The organism is Geobacter sp., assembly GCF_030834625.1.
Lineage (GTDB): Bacteria > Desulfobacterota > Desulfuromonadia > Geobacterales > Geobacteraceae > Geobacter.
Map to the genome: position 1 here is coordinate 33,099 of NZ_JAUQXO010000068.1, position 23,484 is coordinate 56,582.

Annotated in this window: 17 protein-coding genes; 16 read left to right on the forward strand and 1 reads right to left on the reverse strand. The window is 63.2% G+C overall.

All coding sequences use genetic code 11. The annotated features are described in order from the left end of the window. The first annotated feature begins 9 nt into the window (after positions 1-9). From RCH91_RS16255 to RCH91_RS16305, 11 genes are all read left to right on the forward strand, one after another. Positions 10-330 (forward strand): hypothetical protein, encoded by a 321-nt coding sequence (locus RCH91_RS16255; RefSeq protein WP_306536034.1) that lies wholly within the window; start codon positions 10-12, stop codon positions 328-330. A gap of 157 nt (positions 331-487) precedes the next feature. Further along, complete coding sequence (locus RCH91_RS16260; RefSeq protein WP_306536035.1) at positions 488-1,111, forward strand: hypothetical protein; 624 nt, start codon at positions 488-490, stop codon at positions 1,109-1,111. 15 nt (positions 1,112-1,126) lie between these two features. Beyond that, positions 1,127-2,533, forward strand: a complete 1,407-nt coding sequence (locus RCH91_RS16265) for a CFI-box-CTERM domain-containing protein (RefSeq protein WP_306536036.1) — start codon at positions 1,127-1,129, stop codon at positions 2,531-2,533. Beyond that, positions 2,530-3,057, forward strand: coding sequence for a hypothetical protein (locus RCH91_RS16270; RefSeq protein WP_306536037.1), 528 nt, complete (start codon positions 2,530-2,532; stop codon positions 3,055-3,057). The genes RCH91_RS16265 and RCH91_RS16270 overlap by 4 nt, the downstream gene beginning before the upstream one ends. A gap of 24 nt (positions 3,058-3,081) precedes the next feature. Beyond that, the gene (locus RCH91_RS16275) at positions 3,082-5,283 is read left to right on the forward strand and encodes a GNAT family N-acetyltransferase (RefSeq protein ID WP_306536038.1); all 2,202 of its coding nucleotides are present in this window, start codon (positions 3,082-3,084) and stop codon (positions 5,281-5,283) included. An 86-nt stretch (positions 5,284-5,369) separates the two neighbouring features. Further along, positions 5,370-6,254 (forward strand): thermonuclease family protein, encoded by an 885-nt coding sequence (locus RCH91_RS16280; protein ID WP_306536039.1) that lies wholly within the window; start codon positions 5,370-5,372, stop codon positions 6,252-6,254. A gap of 39 nt (positions 6,255-6,293) precedes the next feature. Then, positions 6,294-7,169, forward strand: a complete 876-nt coding sequence (locus RCH91_RS16285; RefSeq protein ID WP_306536040.1) for a C1 family peptidase — start codon at positions 6,294-6,296, stop codon at positions 7,167-7,169. 15 nt (positions 7,170-7,184) lie between these two features. After that, a complete protein-coding gene (locus RCH91_RS16290) occupies positions 7,185-8,093 on the forward strand; it encodes a hypothetical protein (RefSeq protein WP_306536042.1) in 909 nt (302 codons plus the stop codon). 4 nt (positions 8,094-8,097) lie between these two features. Next, complete coding sequence (locus RCH91_RS16295; RefSeq protein ID WP_306536043.1) at positions 8,098-8,793, forward strand: hypothetical protein; 696 nt, start codon at positions 8,098-8,100, stop codon at positions 8,791-8,793. Between the two features lie 77 nt (positions 8,794-8,870). Further along, on the forward strand, positions 8,871-13,115 hold the full coding sequence (locus tag RCH91_RS16300; protein ID WP_306536044.1) for a TIR domain-containing protein: 4,245 nt from the start codon (positions 8,871-8,873) through the stop codon (positions 13,113-13,115). A 103-nt stretch (positions 13,116-13,218) separates the two neighbouring features. Further along, positions 13,219-13,965 carry an alpha/beta fold hydrolase gene (locus RCH91_RS16305; RefSeq protein ID WP_306536045.1) on the forward strand — a complete coding sequence of 249 codons (747 nt, stop codon included), beginning with the start codon at positions 13,219-13,221 and terminating at the stop codon, positions 13,963-13,965. A gap of 39 nt (positions 13,966-14,004) precedes the next feature. Here the strand turns inward: RCH91_RS16305 and RCH91_RS16310 are convergent, their stop codons facing one another. Further along, on the reverse strand, positions 14,005-15,288 hold the full coding sequence (locus RCH91_RS16310; RefSeq protein WP_306536046.1) for an autotransporter outer membrane beta-barrel domain-containing protein: 1,284 nt from the start codon (positions 15,286-15,288) through the stop codon (positions 14,005-14,007). A 305-nt stretch (positions 15,289-15,593) separates the two neighbouring features. Here RCH91_RS16310 and RCH91_RS16315 point away from each other — a divergent pair, with 305 nt between their 5' ends. The 5 genes from RCH91_RS16315 to RCH91_RS16335 all read left to right on the forward strand — a co-directional run. Next, a complete protein-coding gene (locus tag RCH91_RS16315; RefSeq protein WP_306536047.1) occupies positions 15,594-16,916 on the forward strand; it encodes a cytochrome P450 in 1,323 nt (440 codons plus the stop codon). A gap of 40 nt (positions 16,917-16,956) precedes the next feature. Next, on the forward strand, positions 16,957-17,406 hold the full coding sequence (locus RCH91_RS16320; RefSeq protein WP_306536048.1) for a hypothetical protein: 450 nt from the start codon (positions 16,957-16,959) through the stop codon (positions 17,404-17,406). A gap of 26 nt (positions 17,407-17,432) precedes the next feature. Then, a complete protein-coding gene (locus tag RCH91_RS16325; protein WP_306536049.1) occupies positions 17,433-18,971 on the forward strand; it encodes a cytochrome c in 1,539 nt (512 codons plus the stop codon). 184 nt (positions 18,972-19,155) lie between these two features. After that, entirely contained in the window at positions 19,156-20,616 is a 1,461-nt protein-coding gene (locus tag RCH91_RS16330; protein WP_306536051.1) for a hypothetical protein, read from the forward strand. Between the two features lie 40 nt (positions 20,617-20,656). Further along, positions 20,657-23,484, forward strand: a 2,828-nt coding sequence (locus RCH91_RS16335; RefSeq protein ID WP_306536053.1) for a peroxidase family protein, incomplete at its 3' end; no start/stop codon positions are given.

A 23,484-nucleotide genomic window follows, 5' to 3' on the forward strand; every position in this document is an offset into this window, starting at 1 on the left:
GTGATCATCATGGGAGCGGAAAAAAAATGCATGTCGGAAACCGAGATTCGAGACTTCATCCGTCAGAACCTGCCGTCCATGCGTGAAGTGGCCCCGAAGGAATTCGATGCCATGGTCAAGAACGGCGAGATTCTCGCGGAAAAACTGATGGCTTTCATGCACGGAGCAATCAAAGGTAGGGACGAGCCCCAGGCAGCGGCGATAGCGGCCTTCGTGGCACCCGAGGTTACCATCGAGGTTGGCGCGGTGATAGCGGGAATCGTTGCGGGGGAGATCGCCGGGGCAAAGGCCCACGGGTCGCTCACCTCGACACCGGGCCGGACCGAATGATGTGATTCAACGGATTGAATTCGGGGACAGAGCCAAGGATGAAACTCCTGTTTCATCGCAGCGTGGCAATGTCCCCTCTTTCCCGGCCGAGCCAGATGATCCTGGTGCCGGCGTACCGGTAAAGCCCGGTCTGAGCACATACATGGAGGAACGAACCGTGCCGACAATCAACGAAGTGTGGGAACAAGCACAGCAGATCAACGCCAACCTGGCCATCCTGCACAATGACGTGACCGCCCTCAACGGCTGCTGCGGGACGACCAACACAAACCTGACCGTCCTGAACGGTCTGGTGGAGGAAACCAATGACTGGCTGGAGGAGCTCCGGCAGCTGGTGAACGACGGCTTTGCCGCCACGGCGGCGGGCCTTGCCGGCATCGCGGCGCGGCAGAACATCACCAATACGCTCCTCACGTTCCAGATCCAGCAGAATCAGACCATAATCTGCATCCTGGAGCAGATCTCCCGCAACACCTGCGAGCTGCTGAACCATTCGGCCCAGCAGACCTCGCTCCAGAAGAGCATGGCGGCGGATATGGCGGCCCTGCGGCACATGTTCGCCACCGCCCATCCCGATGCTGCCCTGGAACTGGACCGGGAGGAAGAAGTGCGGCGGCGGCTGGAAAAATGCTGCCCCCCGACCAGGGAAGGGCGCCCCTGCACCTACGAGCCCTGCGCCGCCCCCGGCGACGTGCGGCAGGAAACCCCGCCCCACTACGCCGGTTTCGACGGACGACCGACCCATGTGAAGCGCCGCCGGCGCAGCGACGTGAAGGGCTGAAACCGGGAGGCCGGCATGACCATTCGTATCAGACAGACGCCATTCGACAGGGAGTTCGGAGACAATCCCGGCACCTTCGAGGTCCACCCGGACCTGGTCCTGGCCCAGATCGGGGTGATTGCCATGGCCGGCTCCGAGGACCTGCCGGAGACCCTGGGAGAAGAGCCGGACCCGGGCGACCCCGACTACCAGATCGTCACCTATGATCCCGGCCCCCAGGACACCACGACCCCGGCCGGCCGGGTGCGGCAGCTGCTGAAGGACCTGGTGGACTCCCCGTCCGTGATCACCCTCATCGGTCTGGGCCCCGACTTCGTCTATCCCGACGGCTACACCTTCGAGGACTCGGCCGCCACCACCTACACCGGCGGGAACCCCGACATCCTTTACGACACCCACAACTGCGACGGCGACGGCAGATGGATGACCGGGACCGACGGCAGCGAAGTCTGCACCACCTCGGCGGCCATCCTCTTCCACGAGCTGTGCCATGTGCACCTGGGTCACCCCGGTGCCGACTACGAGACCGACGAGCAGGAGGCGGTGGGGGCCGAGAACGACCTCCATCTGGCCGAAGGGCGGACCCCACGGGACCCGAACCAGCGGGAGGTGGGGTGCGGCTGTCCCGACGGCTGCTGCATCGTGGCCAGTGTGGCGAGCGGATCCCCCTTTGCTCCGGAAGTGAACGCCCTGCGGCAGGTAAGGGACCGGGTGCTCCGCAGGACCGAGACCGGCATGCACTTCTTCGACGCCTTTTTCTCGGAGTACTACAGCTTCAGCGTCCCCGTGGCCCGCATCATGGCCCGTGACGAGGCGACGCGGGAGACGGTGGCCGCCTGGCTCGTCAGGCCGCTGGTGAAGGCATGGGACATGGCCCTTGCCTATATCCGGCAGCCGGGGGATGGGACCGGCCTGGAGGAGCTGGCCCGGGAGGCTATGGAGTCCGGTGAAACCTACCCCTCATGGTTCTCGTGGCGGCAGGCGCGGGAGGTACTGGAACAGGCTGCGGCCGGAGGGAGTCTGCCGGCGCCGGCGGGCGACCTGGGGCCGGAGCTGGAGACCATTCGCGGCATTCTCGGCGAGAGGCTGCCGGCCTGCCCCCACGTCCGCTGGGGGATCGTGGCGCCCCTGGCTATCTATGCCCGGCTCCAGGAGTTCGGTCAGGGGCGGATCGCCCCCCAGGCCATGGACCGCTGGCTCAAGGAGGCCCTGGACGAATGGCTGGCCGCGCTCCCCCTGGAATACCTTCAGACCCGGATGACCCCCGAGGAGCTGGCCCACGATCTGCCCGAGCTGTCGACAATCCTGTTCTCCAGCCCGGAGTCCCGGAGCGCTTTCGGAGCCCGGTTCGTGAAGGAGTTTTCCGTGGCGCCGGACTCCCGGGTGGCGGAGAAACTCCGTCGGGAAGGATACAGCCCATGAACAGAACGCTGAAGGGAGTTACCCTGCGCCAATGCGACTGCCGCAGGTCGGAGGGGAAGGTCCTGGTCTCGGTGACCCTGGCCAACGACAGCGACCGGCCGCTGTTCGTCATCCCCCGGGTGCGGCGCATCCAGATGGACCCGGACACCGGGACCCTGCACCTCTTTTTCTCCGGCACGGGCGAGCGGCCGCCGGTAAGCGGGAGGTTCCGGACGGAGTTCTCCTCGCCCCGGACAACGCCCCTCCCCGAGCGGAGCGAAAAGACCCTCACCGCCACCCTGCCGGAGGTGATGACCCAGATGTTCATCCGGGAGGACGGCAGCTACGGCTTCAGGCCCCTGGACCTGAGAGAGGCCCGGGACGTGGTGGTTGAAGTGGCGGTGGACGACAAGCCCTTTTACCCGAGCCCCGCACGGAAGGACCGTGCCCGCCAGGCGGCAGCGTGGGGGACGAAGCTGACGGCGCGAACGGCAATGGAAACCGGCGAGACGGCGAAATGTCCGCCGGAGCCCGGAAAATTGTGACGATTAGAGGCGGGAAGGATTCCCATGGCGGATGACGGCGCAATCTGCAACCTGTCTGATTTCCCCCACTGGGAGAGCCTCCTCGATCAGCTTTACGTCGAGCTCTACCTGCCGGCCTTTGCCCACCCTGCGGAGGTGGAGACCCCTCCAATCTGGAAACCGCTTCTCGGCCCTGAGAAACCTGATTCCCCCGCGCCGCTTCTCACCATTTTCCTCGCCGGAGAGGGCCTTGCTTCTCCGGACCCCACGTCACGGTGGATCGACGGGTTTATCTTCGCCGAGCTCTACCGAGAAAGCGGCTGCGGGCTTCTCACGTACCTGGCCGTTCGCCCTGAGGCACGGCGACGCGGAGTGGGGCGTCGGCTCGTGACCCGTGCCGTGGAGCATCTTAACCGGCTTGCCTGCGATTATGGGGGGAGGTTGCGGGCGGTGTTCGTCGAGTCGGAAGACCCACTCAACCCTGACAATGCCGCCTATCACGACAGGTTCGACCTCTTCGACCGGATCACCGTTCTCGAACGGCTCGGCGCCCGCCGGGTCGTAACCGGGTATGTCCAGCCCCCCCTCACCCCCCACCAGGAACGGGCCAGAAACCTCCTGCTGTTCGCCATCCCCATCGACGGCATCCTGCCGCGACAGCTGGACGCAGAGGTCCTTCGCGACTTTCTCCATGAGTTCTATCGGGCGGAGGGAATTGACCCCGAGACCGACGGGGATGTCACCGCCATGATCCCCGCCGGAAAGGACGGAGAAATCCCTCCGCTCGACCTGCAGCAGATCTGCGTCGAGCAGCCGACCTTGGCGTTCGGCGAGTTCGGCATCGCCTTCCACTTCATGGGATCCGCCCAGGAAAAACCGTCCCTTGCCTGGGAGGAGTCGGACCAAAACTTCGCATCGTTCGAGCGGGATCTCCTCTCCCACACCTACCGGGCGGTTTCCCCCATGGCCAACCGTACCGTGGAGACCCCAAAGGCCTGCTGCACCGTCGACGTCCTCTTTCCCGACTCCATCCGGTACGAGGCCGAGGGGTTCGAGAAGCTCCTCCTGCTCCGTCGCCATTCGCCAGATCACCACGGACGGCGTCTGGCCATGCAAGTCCGGCGAAGCCGGACGATGTTTCGAGACGGAACCTGCGTGTTCCACCTGGTGCTCTCCCCTCCCCCTCCCCCCTTACCCTGCGACGAGAAGGCCGGAGAGAGAACGGGGATCAACGAATGGGACCTGGTAAAGCTGGCGAAGTTGTGGGAGGGAGGTGAAGGGACCGGGAGGGGCGAAGAGTGCGACATCTCCCCGGCAATCCGTTTTGCCGCCGGGGGGGAGGAACTCACCATCGACCAGTTGGCAGGGAAGCTCTTCGGCAAGACCGACCTCACCCTCATGTGCGGAACGCTCCAGTTGCTGTCCGGTCCCGCTGCAACGGGGTGGCCTGAGCTCTGGGACGCCCTTATCCTGCTGCGGGAAAGCGGCGACGTTTCCCTCGACACGGGGCTCATGCCCCGGGTGCGGGGAATCGGCGGCATCGTGCAGGGGCTCCTCGACTTCCCCTACATTGATGACTCGGAACTCCACGACGTCCTCGGCTATCTCGACCTGAGGGAAGGGAGCCTCATCGGGTTCCACAAGGGGACGCTCGTGTATGTCTGCGAAGAGTGCAGGGCGTATCGGGCTGTCCACGAAAGCGTGGGGATCAGCCCCTACCTCACCCTCCCCCATGCCGTGCTCATCTATAACGGTACACAGCTTGAAATTGCCCACGGGAGAAGCCTCAGGGCCGACGGAGTCAAGACGCGGGAACTGCAAACAATAGAGCTCGCCATGCGTGAAGCGTTGCAGAAGAAGTATCTCCCCAACCTCTTTTTCTATCCGACGGAGCGCTTTCTCTTCATCCAGGGCCATGCCTCGCGGGGGATGGACGACCGGAAGGCATCCCTCGAGCGGGCGCTCCTCGATATCCAGGGGAAGCTTGCCGAAAGACGGGCCGACCGGGACAGCAGGTTCGAGCGGTCCTTCCTCGTTGTCGGTACCCTCCTGGCGGCCGTCCAGACCCTGAGCATCATCGGCATGCTCTTTCCGAAGGAGACGGAAAAGTACGGCGATGACCTACGGAGACTCTATCCGAACATGCCGGTCGTCATGGCCGAGGTAATGCTGGTTCTGATTGCGATACTGGTCATCCTGTTCATCGGCATCCAGGCACTGGAGTGGTGGCAGCGCCGTAGAGGATAATCCCGCGCCTCCCTTGCCAGGTGGCTTCCCAAGGCTATACTTAACACCTGATCTGCAGTGATCCCGGCAAGATGAAGGAGTAAGGCATGCCCCCCCTCAAGGTCTTCTGGCAACCCAACGGCACCACCTTCGACAGCATCGGCTCCAAGCGCTACGTCCGCCACTCGGACGGCGACACCCCCACCATCTCCACCGCCATCCGCATGCTCAGCATCGACACACCGGAACTCCACTACCCTGAGAACAGCAAGCCCTCCAGGCACGACGGGAAACTGGCCGACCTGGCCGGGTGGCTCCAGCAGGGCCGGGCACCGGCCAACCCGGACCTGGCCGCCTACCTTGCGCCGCGCATCGCCACCGGTGACGCCGGCACGCGGCAGGAGCAGCAGGGACATCAGGCGTCCAACGCCTTTCAGAGCCTTCTGGACACGAGGCTCCAGCGCGCCGACGGCACCATGCGCCCCCTCTTCGTCCGGACCGCCGACCGCCCCTTCGACGACTATGGACGGCTCCTGGCCTACATCGCCCCCCAGTACACCCCTGCGGAGCTGCGGACCAGGACCCTGGAGGACCGTGCCACCTTCAACCTCCTCATGGTGGAGATAGGGTGGGCCGCCCCCTTCCTCATCTTTCCCGACCTGCCGAGCCAGCCCGACCTGAAGCTCTTCCACCAGGCCGCCGACACCGCGGTCACCGAAGGGCGGGGAATCTGGGGAGACCCCTTGGTTCTCACCGGCTACGAGTTCCGGATGGCGTACCAGCTCTGGGAGGTGACCGCCAAGCTCGTGAGGGGCGAGGCCGTTGCCACCGTCGAACTGACCAACTGGGTCACCCGCTGGTGCGTCGACATGACCACGGGACTCCTCTATGAGCCCCAGGCCTATTTCCGGGTCCGTCCCCAGGACCGGCTCTTCATCTGGCCCCAGGACGTGCGCGAAGCCGTAGCGTCCCTGAACCTGACGCCGGCGTGATCCGCCCACAACCAATACACCGTCAACAAGGAGGATGCCATGAGCGATACAATCGAAAAATACGGCATGGGATGGTTGCCCGACTACCCCGACTTCAGGGACTACACGCCGGAGCATGCGCCGGTGAAAGCGATGCTCTCCAAGGCCAAAGTGGCGGCCCCCCTCAAGGCCGTCCCCACCTCCGTGGATCTCCGGCCATGGTGCTCTCCCGTTGAAGATCAGGGTTCCCTCGGCTCATGCACCGCCAACGCCGGCGTCGGCATGTACGAGTACTTCGAGCGGCGGGCCTTCGGCAAACACACCGATGCGTCGCGGCTCTTCCTCTACAAGGCGACCCGCAGCATGGCCCACTGGACCGGCGACACCGGGGCCTTCCTCCGCACCACCATGGGGGCAATGGTGCTGTTCGGCGTGCCTCCGGAGGAGTACTGGCCCTACGTCATCGCCGACTTCGACAAGGAGCCGCCGGCCTTCTGCTACGCCTTTGCCCAGAACTACCAGGCCCTCAACTACTACCGGCTCGATCCGCCGGGCACCACGAAAAAGGACCTCCTGAACCGCATCAAGACCAACCTGGCGGCAGGCCTGCCGTCCATGTTCGGCTTCACGGTCTACAACTCCATCTCCCAGGCCGCCGCATCGGGCAAGATCCCCTACCCCACCGCCGGGGAGAAGATCACTGGCGGCCACGCGATCATGGCGGTCGGCTATGACAACGGCATGAAGATCAGGAACACCAATCCCAAGGGAATCGAGACCACCGGGGCGCTCCTGATCCGCAACTCCTGGGGGAGCGGATGGGGGGACGGCGGCTATGCCTGGTTCCCTTACGAGTATGTCCTGAAGGGGCTTGCCATCGACTGGTGGTCCCTCATCAAGGCCGACTGGGTCGAAACGGGCATCTTCAAACCCTGACCGGCCCCGCGCGCCATGAACGTCTTCAAGGAGATCACCGCGCTCCTGGGCTGGCTCTCCGGTTCCCTCGCCGGGATCGCGGCGGTCTTTTACGCCTGCGGCTACCTCATCAAGCGGGCCCACCTGAACCTGCTGGGCATCGGCGCCCTCTTCTCCTTCAGCGAAGAGCAGTACATGCAGGAGGGTGCCCGGTTCATCGCCGACATGGCCGACCTTCTGGCGCGGATCGCCCTCCCCCTCCTCATGGTGGCCATCGCTCTTGCGGCGGTTGTCTTCCTTCTGAGGCGGACGGGACTCCGGCAGCCCATGGACGCGGTGAAAGAGAGGCTGGCGGAGCTGGCCGAACGAAAGCCCTGGGTCTGGCGCTCCGCCGCCTTCGGGGCGCTCCTGGTCCTTCTCACCCTGCTCATCGACCGGGAACTGGCCCTCTTCGGCGCGCCCCTGGCCATCTCCGACCTCCTCTTTGCCCCCTCTGGCGGTGCAGGGGGAGACGCGGGCCAGATCAGGCAATGGCTCGTGACGGGAGACCGGACGAGCCTCGACAACCTTTACTTCAACCTGACTCTGGCGGTCATCAAGGGGGGTGCCCTCCTGCTCCTCGCCTGGCGGGTCGTGGAGCCGTGGCGGCTCCGCATCCTCCTGGCGGCCCCCTTCGCCCTGACCTTCCTCCTCTCGGTTCTCATGCTCCCCATGACCTACGGCGTCCTCAAGCGGCCGGCGCGGTTCCCCCTGGTCGTGGCCGATTCCGGGAGCACGATGCTCGCCGGAGTGCGCGGCGAGGTATACCTCCTTGACAAGACCGGCGACGAATTCGTCCTCTGGGACGCCGCAGCGCGACGGGTCGTCTGGCTCCCCCGGGACGAAGTCAAAGGGGCCGAGATCCGCCGGGCCCGCTTTCTCTTCGGCACCGAGAGCGTGAGGTGATGCCATGAACGTCCCAGCCCGATGGTTCTCCCTGTCCCTGCTCATCCTGTCCCTGACGGTGGGCTGCGTTTCACTCCCCACTGAGCCCGGCGGCGCCATCGGCACCCTCCGGGTTTCGGGGCCCAACGTCTGGCTCAACAACAAGGCGGGGAAGGACGGCGACACGGTCCGCATCGGCTCGTCCCTGGCCACGGGGCCGGGGTCCAGCGCCCTGGTGGAGTTCCGGGACGGGGGGTATCTCCAACTGGACGAGAAGACCGACCCGATCTTCGACTGGCTGGCCCAGAGCAAATGCATCCTCATCCGGATCTTCACGGGGCAGGCCTACCTCAAGCGGGAGCGGGCCTGCGTGGAGGGGCCGAACATCAGCCTCGTCCTCAACAGCGAGGCCAACATCCGGATCAAGGCAGGGACCAGGCTGGCGGAAATGACCCTCCTGAAGGGAAACGCCGACATCACGGCACCGGCCCAGATGCGCCTTCTCCCCGGCCAGCAGGTTACCGTCACGGGGAAGCGGATAACGCCGCTGCGCACCCTTTCTCCGGCAGAACTCGAAAAGACTGTCGCCTGGCGGGAGAAGTACCACTTCAAGCCGCTGCCGGACGAGGAACCCATAAGGAAACCTCTCTGGCCACCCGCCTATCGCCCGCCCGTGAAGCCGCCTCCGACACCGAGGCCTCCTCCCATCCGCCACGACTGACATACGGAGCCGTCGGAGACCAGGAGCACCTCGCCGGAACCGATAAACCATTAACTCGTCCAAGCAGGTGCCACCCGATGAGCAGGATCTTCGTCAGCCACAGCAGCAAGGATCATGAAATCGCGAAGCTTTTCGGCGAATGGCTCCAGGGGCAGGGGCACACCTCCTACTTTCTAGACTTCGACCCAGACAAAGGTATTGCCCCCGGCAAGCGGTGGGAAGATGAGCTCTACGGTCACCTTCGTCTGTGCCGCGCAGTTATCGCACTCTTGTCACCGAACTGGCTGGAGTCGAAGTGGTGTTTCGCCGAGGTTACCCAGGCTCGAGCAGCGGGCAAACCGGTATTTCTCGCTCTCATATCACCGTGCCCCGCCGACGGGATCTTCAGCGACGTTCAGCACGTGGATCTGACGATGGATCCGGCCGAGGGTTTCAGGCGACTGGCGCGAGGTCTCAAAGAAGTCGGCATCGAACCGGGCGAAGCCTTTGAGTGGGATCCGTCCCGTCCTCCCTATCCCGGCCTGCTGGCATTTGAGGAAAATGACGCGGCGATTTTCTTCGGGCGCGATCGCGACATCCAGAAAGGAATCGAAGTGCTGGATGGCCTGCGGCGCAGGGGCGGACCGTCCTTTATCCTCTGCCTGGGTGCATCCGGTAGCGGAAAGTCGTCGCTTATGCGAGCCGGGCTGATTCCGCGTCTGCGCAAGTATCGGGAGACATGGTTACCCATCGCCCCCTTCCGGCCGCAGGAAGACCCCCTGGAAGAGCTGGCGATCAAGCTGGCGCGAGCCTTTGAAGAGCTGGGCGAGCAACGCGAGTGGAAGTCGATTTACGAGCAGTTGTTCGCCCCCTCCACCAGCCGCGACTGGGCCAGCACGCCAGACAGGCAGCCCCTTGCCGGGGAAGGACTGAAGGATCTCGTCAGGGACCTTCGCGTCCTCGCCGGACAGGAGGAGGCGACTGTGTTACTGGCTATCGACCAGGCCGAGGAGCTCTTCGGCTCCAGTGACGCACAAAAGACGCGAGCGTTCCTTCAGTGCCTGCGGGGCGCGCTGGAAGCAAGCGGACATCGCCTGATGACCATTGCCACGATGCGCTCCGATTCGCTTGGCAGCTTCCAGACACACCCCGATCTGCAAGAATTTACCTATGAACCGTTGGTCGTCGACCCGATCCCGCTTCGGGATCTGCCGCAGATCATCGAAGGGCCGGCACGCCTGGCCAACATTACGCTTGAACCCGGGTTGGTTGAAACGTTCGTCCAGGATGCCACGACAAGTGATGCCCTGCCACTTCTCGCCTTTACGTTGCGAGAGCTCTACGAGAGATACGGTCAGGACGGACGGCTGCAATTCAAGGAGTACGAGGAACTCGGCCGTTTGGAAGGGTCAGTGCGCCGTGCGGCTGATGCCGTGATCGAGAGGATGTCGCCGAGCCCGGAAGAGCTTGCAGCGCTTCGCGTAGCGTTCGTCCCCGCCATGGTCAGCGTGAACGAAGAAGGTGGCTTCATACGCCGCCGTGCCTCCTGGCTCGACTTACCCGCCCGCGCCCACAAGCTGTTGCAGCAGTTCATTGAAGCCCGGCTTCTCGTATCGCAGACCGAACGTGGCGAGCGGGTAGTCGAGGTCGCTCACGAAGCGCTGCTCCGCTCCTGGCCCCGCCTGAATGGCTGGTTGCGAGAAGACTGGAGCAATCTCCGGATTTTGGACGATCTTCGACACGCCTCCGAAGAATGGCAGACGCACAACCGGGAAGAAAGCTGGCTGGTGCACCACGGAGAACGGCTCGCGGCCGTCGAAGAGATGCTGCGACTGCCGCGTTTCGGGGAACGGGTGGGGCAGATCGCCAAGGACTACCTTGATGCGTGTGTCGGAAAGCGCCGGGAAGAGCAGGAGCACGCCGAGCGAGAGGCCCTCGCGGAACGCAAACGCCTGGAGGCTGAAGCGAAGGCTACGCGGACACGGATCACCGCCCTGGCTCTTATCGCGGTGATCTCAGTCGGCGCCGCGGTGTATGGCTGGCATAAAGCCAGAGTCGCCCGAGAGCAGCGCAACAACGCCGTTATCAGTCAATCCAAGGCACTCAGCGCCGTATCGCGTCAGCAGACCGACAACGGGCTCGCCACGCTCGGAATGCTGTTGACCCTTGAAGCGCTTCCCAAAAAGGATGGCAATGACCGGGCCTTTGTGCCGGCCGCTGAGGCATCTCTGCTGTATGCGCTATTAGCGCAGCGCGAGAGACACATTTTGCGTGGCCACTCTGACGGGGTCAACAAGGTACAGTTTTCGCCAAAAGGCTCCCTTGTGGCGACGGCCTCGCGGGACCGCACGGTACGTGTCTGGAACGTTGAGACGGGCAAGGCCGCCATAACGCTGAAAGGCCACGACGGGCAGGTCTACGGAGTGGATTTCTCCCACGACGGCAGGCGTTTGGTGACCGCTTCATCCGACAAGACAGCCCGCCTCTGGAACGCGGAAACCGGGCAGTCGATCCTCACGCTGCAAGGGCACAGGGATCAGGTCAATTGGGCGGAGTTCTCCCGGGACGACCGGTTGGTGGCGACCGCCTCATCCGACAAAACGGCCCGCCTCTGGAACGCCACGACGGGGGAGTCGATCGTCATTCTGGAAGGGCACCAGGGAGACGTTTACCAGGCGTCGTTCTCCCCGGACGGCACGCGCATAGTAACCGCGTCGGCCGATCGAACGGCACGGCTTTGGAACGTCATGACCGGGAAGGAGCTCGCCACGCTCAAAGGCCACGGCCATGAAGTCTACCGGGCCGCTTTTTCGCCCGACGGTCGCCGGATCGTGACGGCCTCCTGGGATCAAACCGCCAAACTCTGGGACGGGTTCACCGGAAGGATCATCGCAACACTGACTGGCCACCAGGGAGGCATCGGTCACGCGGTGTTCTCTCCGGACGGCAAATTTGTAGTCACCACATCGGCCGACAGCACGGCACGGTTGTGGGACGGCATCACCGGTAGTGCCATTGCGGTGCTGAAGGGCCACCAGGGCCAGGTATATGACGCGCAGTTCTCATCTGACGGCCGCTGGCTGGTGACCGCAGCGGACGACGGGACGGCACGGCTCTGGGATCTGGCCTCTCGCGAGACGGCCGTTCTCTTTCGCGGTCACATCGGCCGGGTGTGGTCCGCGCTTTTTTCGCCTGACGGGCGGCATGTGGCCACCGCTTCGGAGGATAACAGCGCCAGGATTTGGGACGTCTCACCCTCCATCATTGCACGGCATGAAGGTCGCGTTTACAGGGCGATCTTTTCGCCCGACGGTCGCCGTCTGGTCACCATTTCGGACGATAAGACGGCGCGCATGTGGGACGCCACTACCGGCGGCACCATCGCCGTGCTGACAGGTCACGAGGGGGCGGTCGGGTACGCTGCCTTCTCACCGGATGCCAAACGTCTTGTGACCACGTCTACCGATAAAACCGCACGACTCTGGGACACTGCCACAGCCCGCCTTCTCCATACCTTCAAGGGGCATACGGGCTTCATCAACCACGCGCATTTCTCGCCCAACGGGCAGCAGGTCGTCACCAGCTCGGCGGACGGTACAGCGCGCGTGTGGGACGTTGTCTCCGGCGAGCCCGTCGCCGTTCTTCGCGGTCATCAGGGCGATGTCAACTTTGCCGTCTTCTCCCATGATGGACGCCGCATCGCCACCGCCTCGAAGGACGGCACAGGGCGGCTTTGGAAGGCTGCCACCGGCGATTTGATCGCCTCCCTGGAAGGGCATCGAGGCCCGGTCATCAACGCTGTCTTCTCGTCCGATGATACGCGGTTGATTACTGCATCGTGGGACCGCACGGCACGCCTGTGGGAGGGGACCAGCGGAAAGTCGCTGGCAATTCTTGAAGGGCACACGGACGCGGTCTTGTCCGCCGCATTCTCACCGGACAGCCGGCTCGTCGTCACAGGGTCGTCGGACAACACGGCGCGGATATGGGACGCCACCGCCGGCAAGCCGTTACTGGTATTGCAGGGCCATGAGGGTGAAGTTCATGACGCTTCATTCTCCAAGGATGGGCGGCTTATCCTGACGGCGTCCGGAGACGGCACCGCCCGGATCTGGCACAGGGCCAGCGGTCTCTCCGTCGACACGCTCAGAGGTCATCGCGATCAGGTTGTCAGCGCCGCATTCGCCCCTGGCGGGCGAAGCGTAGCCACAGCCTCCTGGGACAAGACAGCAAGAGTATGGGAGCTTTCGGTTGGAACCGGAGATGATTGGATTACCTATGCAAGAGATCACGTTCCCCGTGAACTCTCGGATGACGAGCGGCGGCTTTACTTGGAGGAATGAATTGCATAACCTGCCGCCCAGCACGTCGCACTTGTGGAACTCCTGGGTCCGAAGGGGATGCTTTCTCACGACCATTGCGTTCGTGACGCTCTTGGGAGCCTGCATGACCCCCGCCGAGAAATTCGACCAGACCGCCGCTTCGCTAGGGTTGCAGAGGGAAGAGGTTTTGGGGAAGGGGTTCCAGCATATCCTTTATTGGCGCAAGGGAGGGTCACATCAGGCGCTTCACGTGTACCTTGATGGCGACGGAACGCCCATGGTCGCCGGAAGACCGGCCGACGATCCCACGCCTCGAAATCCTTTGATGCTGCGTCTTCTCTCCCTCGACCCCGGACCCGCGGTCTACGTCGGTCGTCCCTGTTACCACGGGTTGGCTGCAACCGCAGGTTGCTCCAGCGACATGTGGTGCACCGCCCGCTATTCCGAACGCGTTGTGTCCAGCCTGGCCGCAGCCATCCGGGGAATCATGACTGCGCGGGGTCATGATCGCATTTCCTTCTTCAGCCACAGCGGCGGTGGCACGTTGGCAATGCTGCTCGCCGAGCGATTTCCCGAGACGAGGACAATTGTCACGATCGCCGCCAATCTCGATATTGACGCGTGGGCGGTCCATCATGGGATCCCGCGATTACAAGCCTCGCTCAATCCGGCACTGCGTCCGCCGATACAGGACAGCGTTGTGCAGCTCCATTACGTTGGAAGCCGCGATGAAATTGTCCCTCCAACCCTCATTGCACCTTCTGTAAAGGGGGCGAATGCCGAGTTCATCCTTGTCGGCGGCTACGACCACCTGTGCTGCTGGACCGAACTGTGGCCGGCAATCCTCTCAAAGGTCGTCTCAGCCGAATGACGATCATCGACCAATTCCTCCTGACTAAGAACTTAAGTTCTAAAACGACATGCGGAGGCCGACCGTTGCGGTGTGGCTATCGTAATAACTGTGCCCAACCAAAGTGCGGTAGTTTGCAAACACCTGAAGATCATTGGGAAGGACCGCCACCACCCCGGCGTTGATCTCCAACCAGTCGCGATCCGGGCTCGCGGTCTTGTAGGTAAACTGCTTGGCTCGCGTGTCGCCCACGAAGCTGACGTCGACAGTGCGCTGATTGTTCTCGAACTCGTGCATCCAGTCAACGCTCGCCTGCGGCACGAGGACCCCGAAACCGGTCTGGAAGCCGACCTGGGCCTGCACGCCGGCGGTAGACTGAAATGAGTCTCTCTCGTCATCGTAGTAGGTGAGCTCAAGACCGGAAGCACCCGTTTCACTATAGGTGTCAAAATCGATATGAGCCCAGTCCAGGCCTGCGTGCGGACTGATAGTGACGTTGCCGACAGGGAAGTCATAGCCCGCGAGGGCACCGACCCGCACCTCGTCGGCATCGTAATCGGCATTCTCGCTCCCGCTGAAGTTATATACCCTCGTTCCGTCCGCAGCGAATTGAGTGAACGTCGCTATGCGGTCGCGGTCGTACTGTTTACGGGCATAACCGGCCGTAACCTGCACGAAGGTCTGCTTAAAGGGGAGGAATGAGCCGAAGGCGAGGAAGTCATAGGAATCATTCTCGAATCTTCCTCCCCCCGTGAAGTCCCCATCATGTTGGGAATAGCCGAACGCAAGGCCCGCCGCGGCCCGATCGGTAAACTGGTAATCCGCGCCTGCCGTCACCCGCCAGATGTCGGAATCGTAGCCGTCTTCGAAGGTTGTGACATCCCGGTCGAGGCTCTCATACTCGCCCGAAAGGAACAGGCTGAGTCCGCTTTCGAATCTGGCGACGGCATCCCCGCTTGAGGCTTGGACTTTTGGTGGACTCGTTTTTTCACCACGCATCTCTCGCAATCGCTGCTGCACGATTTTCGGGAGGGTCGCCGGCGATGCGGCGCCGCCACCGGTCGAGTTCGAAGGACCATTTGCGGGCAATTCCTCGCAAATCCCCCGCAACGGCCCGAAAAGGACGCTGCTGGGATCTCCGCCCAGGAGTTCCACGCAGAATCTTGTGTTGTCAGGCTTAAGCTGATTCGTGACCGCTTCGTCAAGTGTTTGGGAATAGCCGGCGACGGGGGGTAAGACAGCAACTCCCAGCAGTCCCCCGATCAGGGCTTTCACTACTAGAGTGGCTTCCAGGGAACGGCACCCGCGCGCAATACCATGGTTTTGAGAGTTGTTTCTGTTCACTGTGCTCCCTCCTTTCGATCCAGCAAACTAAAGCCCAAATCAAGGCAATTCAACTGCCTACGCAATGGTTGGAAGTGTAGCCCGGAAAACACCTCCGTCAAGAAGTGAGCAATAGATAATTACTCCTCAAGAGCCCCAAATCTGGTCCAACTGATTGAGTCCATTGACAACGGCACATCCGGTGATACGTTTCTTACACATTAAAAGCACGTCTCAACCCCGAATCGGTCCCTTAACACCAGCAAGAAACGGACTTCTGACTGGCCCTGACGGAGCATTTACCCACCGTCAGGGAGGGAGTTGCCATGGACGGACCCGCCAAAATTCCCACAGTATCGCTGGTGGACAGCCTGATCTATAACCTCGTCCACGTGATCCCCTCCTACCTGCGGGGACTCTTCACGCCCAACAGGTTCTGGTTCACCTTCTGGACCGCGATCCACCCCGACCCCGCCTCGGTGAAGTTCATCACCCGTCTCCGGAAAAAGTACCGGAGCAACTACTGCTACCTCCGCATGCTCACCACGAAATCGCTCGTGGTCCTGGACCCTGACGGCATCAGGCATGTCCTGGACAACTCCCCCGACATCTACGCCGATGCCAAGCTCAAGCGGGACGGCATGGCCCACTTCCAGCCCGATTCGGTCACCATATCCCGGGGCGACCAGTGGCGGGAGAGGAGGCGGTTCAACGAGTCGGTGCTCGAAACCGGCCATGACCTGCATCGATACGGCAAGGACTTCCTGGATGTAATCCGCGACGAAACCGCGACTATGCTGAAAGGGTCAGGGGGCCACCTGGTCTGGGAAGATTTCGCCGTTCTGTTCGAGAGGATCACCATGCAGGTCATCTTTGGCGCCGGGGTCAGGGACACCTCTATGACGGAGACCCTGCGGCAGATGATGCTCGAAAGCAACCGGGGCTTTGCTCTCAGCAAATCGAAACACTTCGACGACTTCTACGCCGCCATGCGCCGCCACCGCCAGGAAGCCCGGGGCGAGAGCCTTGCAGCCCTCTGCAACAGCGTCCCCTCCACGGCGGTGACAAAGGTCGACAACCAGATCACCCACTGGATGTTCGCCATGGGTGAGACGCTGGCGATCAACACGGTCCGTGCCCTGGCGCTCATAGCCGCCCACCCTGCCGCGGACGAGCGGGTACGGGACGAGATGGGGAGAGAGGACCTTTCGTCTCCGGAAGGAATCGACCGCCTGAAGTATCTCGAAGGATGCGTTCAGGAGGCCATGCGCCTCTGGCCCACGACCCCCATTCTCGTTCGGGAGACGGTGAAGGAAGACGTACTCGGCGGCGCGACCATCCCTGCCGGAACGCAGGTGATCATCATCAACAGCTTCAGCCACCGGGACAGGGAGACGCTCCCCTTTGCCGACACCTTCTCCCCGGACGTGTGGCTGAGCGACAGCGTTGACTATCGTTTCAACCATCTCAGCAACGGACCTCAGGGGTGCGCGGGGAAGGAACTTGCGCTGTTCATTGCCAAAGCGGCCATTGCCACCCTGTTCACGGGGCAGCGCTACACCGTGGAGCGCCCCCCCCTGGATCCATCCAGGCCGCTCCCCTACCTGTACAACCACTACCAACTGCGTCTCAAGCGGAGGGACGCGTGAGACACGCCAGAGGGGCTCTGCCACTAGGAGGGACGGAACCATGAATCCAACGATAGCCCGATGGATTGACATGCCGAAAGAGCAGCTCGACGAAATCTACAAGGGGGCGAAAGCAGGCACCGTCCCCACGGGAGACACGCTCGGCACGGCCATCGTCGCCGGATCGAAGCTCGTGAGGCTCTACGCCGAGATCGCGCGGCTCCTCTTCTGGCAGGGGAAGATATTCGACATCTTCTGCCCCCCCGACACGGGGGTTCTGGTCAACAAGGTGACGCCGTTCGGCCTGACTTTTGTCGTGGCCAAGGTCTACAGGGACACGAGTTGGATGGACGGGAAGGAAACCATTGTCATCGACTATTCCCGTACCTCGTTCTTCGCCAGGAAAATCAGGGACGAAATCCGCGAAGTGGAACCCGGCGTCTATCTCGGCAAGGTCTGGTGGGGCACACGACGGGTCCTGGACTTCGCCCTTGAGGCGAAAAGGCCGTAAAGTCGGTTGACACCAGGGGAGGCACCATGGCCGATTACAGCGCGGAATCGAAAACATCCGGCGGACAGCAGGTCGCCCCCAGCCGGCGCAAGCGCTGGGTCCGGGTGCTGCTCACCCTGCTCATCACCCCGACCATCTTCCTCATCGTCATCGGAATCTACCTGTTTGTGCGCTTTGGCGGCGACACGCCGGTCGTGTACGACACCATCGAAGAGCACTTCAAATACGGCTCCACCGGCGGTGAGCGGGAGGCGGGGATCCCGTACTGGATATTCCAGGCGCTGCCCCGGCTGTTCCCCCACCACCTGCCGGGGCCGGGCGGTTACGCGTCGCTGGGGTTGATCTACGAAGAGGGGAAAGACCTGCCGGTGGGGATGTCGAAGCGGCACCACCTGGGGATCGACCGGACGTTTCTCAACTGCGCGGTCTGCCACACGAGCACCGTGCGCGACACACCCCAGTCGAAGCCGCGCCTCTACCTGATGATGCCGGCCAACACCTTCAACGTGAAGGCGTTCCAGGGGTTCCTCTTCGACTGCGCCCGGGACCCGAAGTTCAGCAAGAAGTTCATAGTCCCCGAGGTGCGGCGGATGCTGCAGGAACGCGGCCAGGACCTGGACCTGATCGACCGCTACATCGTCTATCCGGCAGCCATCTGGATCGCCCGCGAGCAGCTGCTGACCCTTTCCGGCCGGTTCGCCTGGGCGGTTGACCAGCATGACTGGGGCCCCGGCCGTGTGGACACCTTCAACGTGGCCAAGATGCTCTTCTACTTTCCCATGGGGAAGATGGGGGCGCATGAGCAGAACGCGCCATCGGATTTCCCTTCAATCTGGTACCAGGGGCCGCGCCAAAGCATGCAGCTCCACTGGGACGGCAACAACACCAAGGTGGAGGAGCGGAACAAGAGCGCCGCCTTCGGCACCGGCACGACGCCGCCGACCATCGACCTCGTCGCCATCGGCCGGATCGAGAAATGGCTCCTGACGAAGGAGGCCCCCAGGTACCCCTACCCCGTCGACAAGGCAAAGGCCGCCCAAGGGGCCGGCCTGTACAAGGAATACTGCGCCGACTGCCACGGCGCCGGGCCCCGGGATTTCAGCGGAAAGTACGTGGGCAAGGTCACCCCCATCGAGGAGATCGGCACCGACCCGCACCGGCTCGACTCCTACTCCTACGAGCTTGCCGCCAACCAGTCGACCCTCTACGCCGGCTACCCCTGGCGGTTCACCCATTTCCGCAAGACCTTCGGCTACGCCAACATGCCTCTGGACGGCATCTGGCTCCGGGCACCCTACATCCACAACGGGTCGGTCCCCACCCTGCGGGAACTGCTCGAACGGTCACCACAGCGGCCGAAGGTCTTCTACCGCGGCTATGACGTGTACGACCCGGTAAAGGTGGGCTTCAGGACCGATGTCGCCGAAGAGGGGGCCAGGAAGTATTTCAGATTCGACACCGCAGTACCCGGCAACGGCAACGCCGGCCACGAAGGTGAGCGGTTCGGCACCGAACTCGGATCAGGCGAGAAGGAAGCGCTGGTCGAGTACCTGAAGACGTTCTAGTCCCACATACCATCACTGCGTTCGCACGATTCCCCCTCCCATGACGGGAGGGGGCTAGGGGGTGGGTGAAGGTGCAACAGTCTTGTATTTGCCAACCTCCCCCCCACCCTAACCCTCCCCCGCCAGGGGGGAGGGGATAGTTTCAGTGAAGATTTCAGAGTTACAGCGTATCAGGAGGTACCCCATGACAACCATGCAGAAGTCGGGTCGGCGGTGGGTCACAGTTCTCGTCTGCCTCATCATACTCGTCGCCCTGGGCGCACTCTTCGGCTGGTACAAGTTCTTCCGCGAGGAGCCTCAGCCGGACTGGGTGAACTCCACCCCCGAGATGCGCTTCAAGTACGGCTCCATCGGCGCGGAACGCGATGCCGGCATCCCCTACTGGATCTTCTACGTGATGCCGCGGGTCTTCGCCGACAAGCTCCCCGGCCCCGGCGGGCTCGCTTCGTTCGGCGCGGTGTGGGAACAGGGGCAGGAGCTGCCGGTCGGCTTCACCAAGAAGGTGATCGGCTTCGCGCGTGTCGCCAACAACTGCGCCGTCTGCCACACGGTCACCTACCGGACCAGGGCCAACGAGACCCCCACCGTCATCACCGCGGGCCCCTCGCAGCTCAACGTGGAGGGGTTCTTCCGCTTCCTCATCGACTGCGCCCGGGACCCCCGCTTCAACGCCGACAACCTCATGAGCGAGATCAACCTCGTCACCGACCTTTCCTTTGTCGACCGCCTCATCTATCGCTTTGTCCTCATCCCGATCACCAAGAAGCGGCTCCTGGAGCGGGAAGCCCAATTCAAATGGATCTACCGGCCCGATTTCCCCGACTGGGGCCGGGGCCGCGACGACGCCATGAACCTCACCAAGTACTTCATGATCAAGTTCCCCATGGACGACACCTTCGGCCCCACCGACATGCCGTCCATCTGGAACCTGAAGAAATACGATCCGGCCAAGGGGCACACCCTCAACTGGGCCGGCGACAGCCACGACCCCTACTCGGTGGTGATCGACTCCGCCCTCGGGGTGCTCGGCGCCGAGCCCAAAGACAAGAACGAATTCCTGGGGCAGGTGGACTGGCTGATCCAGTACCTGAGCGCCAAGCGGCCTCCCACGTTCCCCTTCCCGGTCGACGCCCAGAAGGCCCAGACGGGCAAAGCCGTATTCGACCGGGTCTGCGCCGGCTGCCACGCCAGCGAAAAGACCGGCACCCGTCTCCCCCTGTCCGCGGTCAACACCGACCGGGGACGGCTCGATTCGTGGAGCAAGGAAGCCGCCATCGCTGCAAACAAGGTGGTGCGCGAAATGGGGATCGAACGCAAAGGGCTCGTGGAGCAGAAGCTCGAAGGGTACAACGCGGTCTTCCTGGACGGGCTCTGGCTCCGCGCCCCCTACCTGCACAACGGGTCGGTACCGACCCTGCGGGACCTCCTCAAGCCGGCAGCGGAGAGACCCACGGTGTTCTGGCGCGGCTACGACCTGTACGACCCCGTGAACATGGGCTTCATCTCCCAGGGGGCCGAGGCGGAGCGCGCCGGGACGAAGCTCGACGTCACCACCAAAAGCGGAGGCAACCAGGGGCACGAGTTCGGCACGGATCTCCCCCCTGCCGAGAAAGAGGCGCTTCTTGAATACCTCAAGACGCTCTGAAGAGAACAGTGCTTTCAATTCAATCCCAAGGAGATCCGCCATGAAACGAGAGACTTTCTACTATGCCGTAATGGGGATGATGCTCCTCCTGGCAGGATGCACCAGCTCCCGGGAAGAACTGAGGTCCTGCGCCGAAATGGTGAACAGCGGGTTCAGGCCCGTGGCCAAGGAGCGCACCGAGCGGTTCCTGGGCAAGGTCCAGGAGGCCACCGCCGACTGCCGGGGAGGCGAGAAGGCGGTGGAATTCCGCAAGACCCCCTATGTGGACTGGGCTAACTACTGGGCCACCGGCGACGCCAGCACCATGTACCCCGGCACCACCGCCATCGGCAGCCATCTCCGCCCCAATGGCCGGGGGATCGACGGCGCCCTCCTGGACCTGGAATACCAGCGGATGGAGATGATCAAGTTCAACCTCTTCGACAACAGCGGCACCTACCAGGAATACCTTGAAGGGCGCGGCGGCGTGGCAGGGCCGGCCCTGAAGGTCTGGAACGCCATGCGGCTCCCGAAGGACAACCCCAACTACGAAGCTGTCGGCGGCGACGGCACCCAAATCTGCAAGGGGGAACTGATCCGCGCCCGTAATCTGGACGGGACCTGCAACGACATAAAGAACCCCCTCATGGGCTCAGCGGGCATGCCCTTCGCCCGCAACGCCCAGTTCGAGGCCACCTTCCCGGATCTGGGCAAGACCGAGCTGGCCCGCAACCGCCACGGCGACCGCCTGGGGCTCCTGAAGCCCGATCCCCAGGTGATCAGCCGCACGCTCCTCACCCGCCAGCAGTCCCGGCCCGACAAGTGTGCCGAAGGCGAGGGGATCCCCGGCTACGCGGCCAATGCCGAATGCGACTACAAGAAGGCACCCTTCTTCAACGTCCTGGCCGCCTTCTGGATCCAGTTCATGACCCATGACTGGTTCTCCCACATGGAGGAAGGGCACAACCGTCCCGAGATGATGCCCGTGGGGTGCGCCGGTACGCCGGAGAAGCCCCTGACGCAGGAAGAAATCGCCAGGCTCGGCTGCCGCCCCGACGACCGCATCGACCGGGCTTATATCGCCGAGGACACAGACCCCGCCACCTTCACCTTCCTGGGGAAGGAACAACTCCCCCGGGCCTACAAGACCACCGTCAACACGAACACCGCCTGGTGGGACGCCTCGCAGCTCTACGGCTATGACCAGACATCCCGCAAGCGGGTGAAGCGGGACCCGGCCGACCCGGCCAGGCTCCTCCTCACGCCGGTGGGGCAGCGGCCGGGAGACGGTGAGAAGTTCGGCTACCTTCCGGTGCTCCAGGCCGGAGACCCCATGAATCCCCAGTGGGCAGGCCAGGAGGCAACGGCATTCCCGGACAACTGGTCCATCGGCATGAGCTTCTACCACAACCTCTTCGCCCGGGAGCACAACCTCTTCGTGGAGGCGTTCCGCAAGCAGGCCGCCGCCACCCCCGACGCCGACTCGGGGCTCCGCAACCCTGCCCGCCCCGACCAGGTGATCAGCTACAAAGACGTCACCGCCGACGAGCTCTTCGAAGCGGCGCGGCTCGTGGTGTCGGCGGAGATCGCCAAGATCCACACCATCGAATGGACCCCGCAGCTCCTCTACGACGAGCCCCTCTATCTAGGGATGAACTCCAACTGGCACGGGCTCTTCCGCGACAAGGAGCTGGTCTCCGCCGCCCTGGAGAAGATCACCGTCAACAACTTCGGCAAGTCCGAGGATGCCAAGAAGACGAACCAGTGGTACTCCGTCTTTGCCTCGGGACCGGGCATCTTCGGCCTGGGGAACCGGGTTTATAGAGACGAAGCCATCTTTGCCAAGTACGACCCGAAGAAGACCGATATCTGGGACCTGAAAAACCCCGACCATGTGAACGGCGGCATCAACCACTTCGGCTCCCCCTTCAACTTCCCCGAGGAGTTCGTCACCGTCTACCGGCTCCATGCCCTGGTCCCCGACCTCATCGAATACCGGGAGTGGAACACCGACCCCAACGTGATCCGCAACAAAATCCCGGTGGTGGAGACCTTCCGCGGCAAGGCGACGCCAGCCATGGAGGAGCGGGGGCTAGCCAACTGGGCACTCTCCATGGGGCGCCAGCGGCTGGGGCTCCTGACCCTCCAGAACCATCCCCAGTTCCTCCAGAACCTGACCCTGCCGCGGCTCCAGTCGGCCACCAACAAGATCGACATTCCGGCCCTCGATATCATCCGCGACCGGGAGCGGGGTGTCCCCCGCTTCAACGAGTTCCGCCGGCAGTATGGGCTCAAGACCCTCACCAGCTTCGACGACTTCATCGACCAGCGCCTTCCCAAGGATTCACCCGAGCGGGCCGAGCAGCAGCGGCTCACGGGGCTGTTGCGCGAAGTCTACGGCCAGCATAAATGTGACGCCTCCAAGGTCATCACCTCTGTGCAACTGAACGACGACGGCTCCCCCATCAACGACTGCCTCGGCCATCCCGACGGCAGCATGGTGGACAACATCGAGGACGTGGATACCGTGGTCGGCTGGCTCTCGGAATTCACCCGGCCCCACGGCTTTGCCATCTCCGAGACCCAGTTCCAGGTCTTCATCCTCAACGCCTCCCGGCGGCTCTTCAGCGACCGGTTCTTCACCTCCAGCTTCCGCCCCGAGTTCTACACCCACCTGGGGGTGAAGTGGGTTACCGACAACGGCCCCGACGGCAAGGTGATGGAAAAAGGGAAGCCCAACGGCCACGAAGAGGAGGTCTCCCCCCTGAAGCGGGTGCTCCTGCGGACGGCTCCCGAGTTGGCGCCGGAGCTGGAGCACGTGGTCAACGCCTTCGATCCGTGGGCCAGGGACCGAGGTGAGTACTATTCGCTCCAGTGGAAACCGCGGAA

What these genes read in the sequence shown, in the direction of transcription:
- RCH91_RS16255 (WP_306536034.1), top strand. Translation starts at nt 10, where the DNA reads ATGGGAGCGGAAAAAAAATGCATGTCGGAAACCGAGATTCGAGACTTC.
- RCH91_RS16265 (WP_306536036.1), top strand. Translation starts at nt 1,127, where the DNA reads ATGACCATTCGTATCAGACAGACGCCATTCGACAGGGAGTTCGGAGAC.
- RCH91_RS16270 (WP_306536037.1), top strand. Translation starts at nt 2,530, where the DNA reads ATGAACAGAACGCTGAAGGGAGTTACCCTGCGCCAATGCGACTGCCGC.
- RCH91_RS16275 (WP_306536038.1), top strand. Translation starts at nt 3,082, where the DNA reads ATGGCGGATGACGGCGCAATCTGCAACCTGTCTGATTTCCCCCACTGG.
- RCH91_RS16280 (WP_306536039.1), top strand. Translation starts at nt 5,370, where the DNA reads ATGCCCCCCCTCAAGGTCTTCTGGCAACCCAACGGCACCACCTTCGAC.
- RCH91_RS16285 (WP_306536040.1), top strand. Translation starts at nt 6,294, where the DNA reads ATGAGCGATACAATCGAAAAATACGGCATGGGATGGTTGCCCGACTAC.
- RCH91_RS16290 (WP_306536042.1), top strand. Translation starts at nt 7,185, where the DNA reads ATGAACGTCTTCAAGGAGATCACCGCGCTCCTGGGCTGGCTCTCCGGT.
- RCH91_RS16295 (WP_306536043.1), top strand. Translation starts at nt 8,098, where the DNA reads ATGAACGTCCCAGCCCGATGGTTCTCCCTGTCCCTGCTCATCCTGTCC.
- RCH91_RS16300 (WP_306536044.1), top strand. Translation starts at nt 8,871, where the DNA reads ATGAGCAGGATCTTCGTCAGCCACAGCAGCAAGGATCATGAAATCGCG.
- RCH91_RS16305 (WP_306536045.1), top strand. Translation starts at nt 13,219, where the DNA reads ATGACCCCCGCCGAGAAATTCGACCAGACCGCCGCTTCGCTAGGGTTG.
- RCH91_RS16315 (WP_306536047.1), top strand. Translation starts at nt 15,594, where the DNA reads ATGGACGGACCCGCCAAAATTCCCACAGTATCGCTGGTGGACAGCCTG.
- RCH91_RS16320 (WP_306536048.1), top strand. Translation starts at nt 16,957, where the DNA reads ATGAATCCAACGATAGCCCGATGGATTGACATGCCGAAAGAGCAGCTC.
- RCH91_RS16325 (WP_306536049.1), top strand. Translation starts at nt 17,433, where the DNA reads ATGGCCGATTACAGCGCGGAATCGAAAACATCCGGCGGACAGCAGGTC.
- RCH91_RS16330 (WP_306536051.1), top strand. Translation starts at nt 19,156, where the DNA reads ATGACAACCATGCAGAAGTCGGGTCGGCGGTGGGTCACAGTTCTCGTC.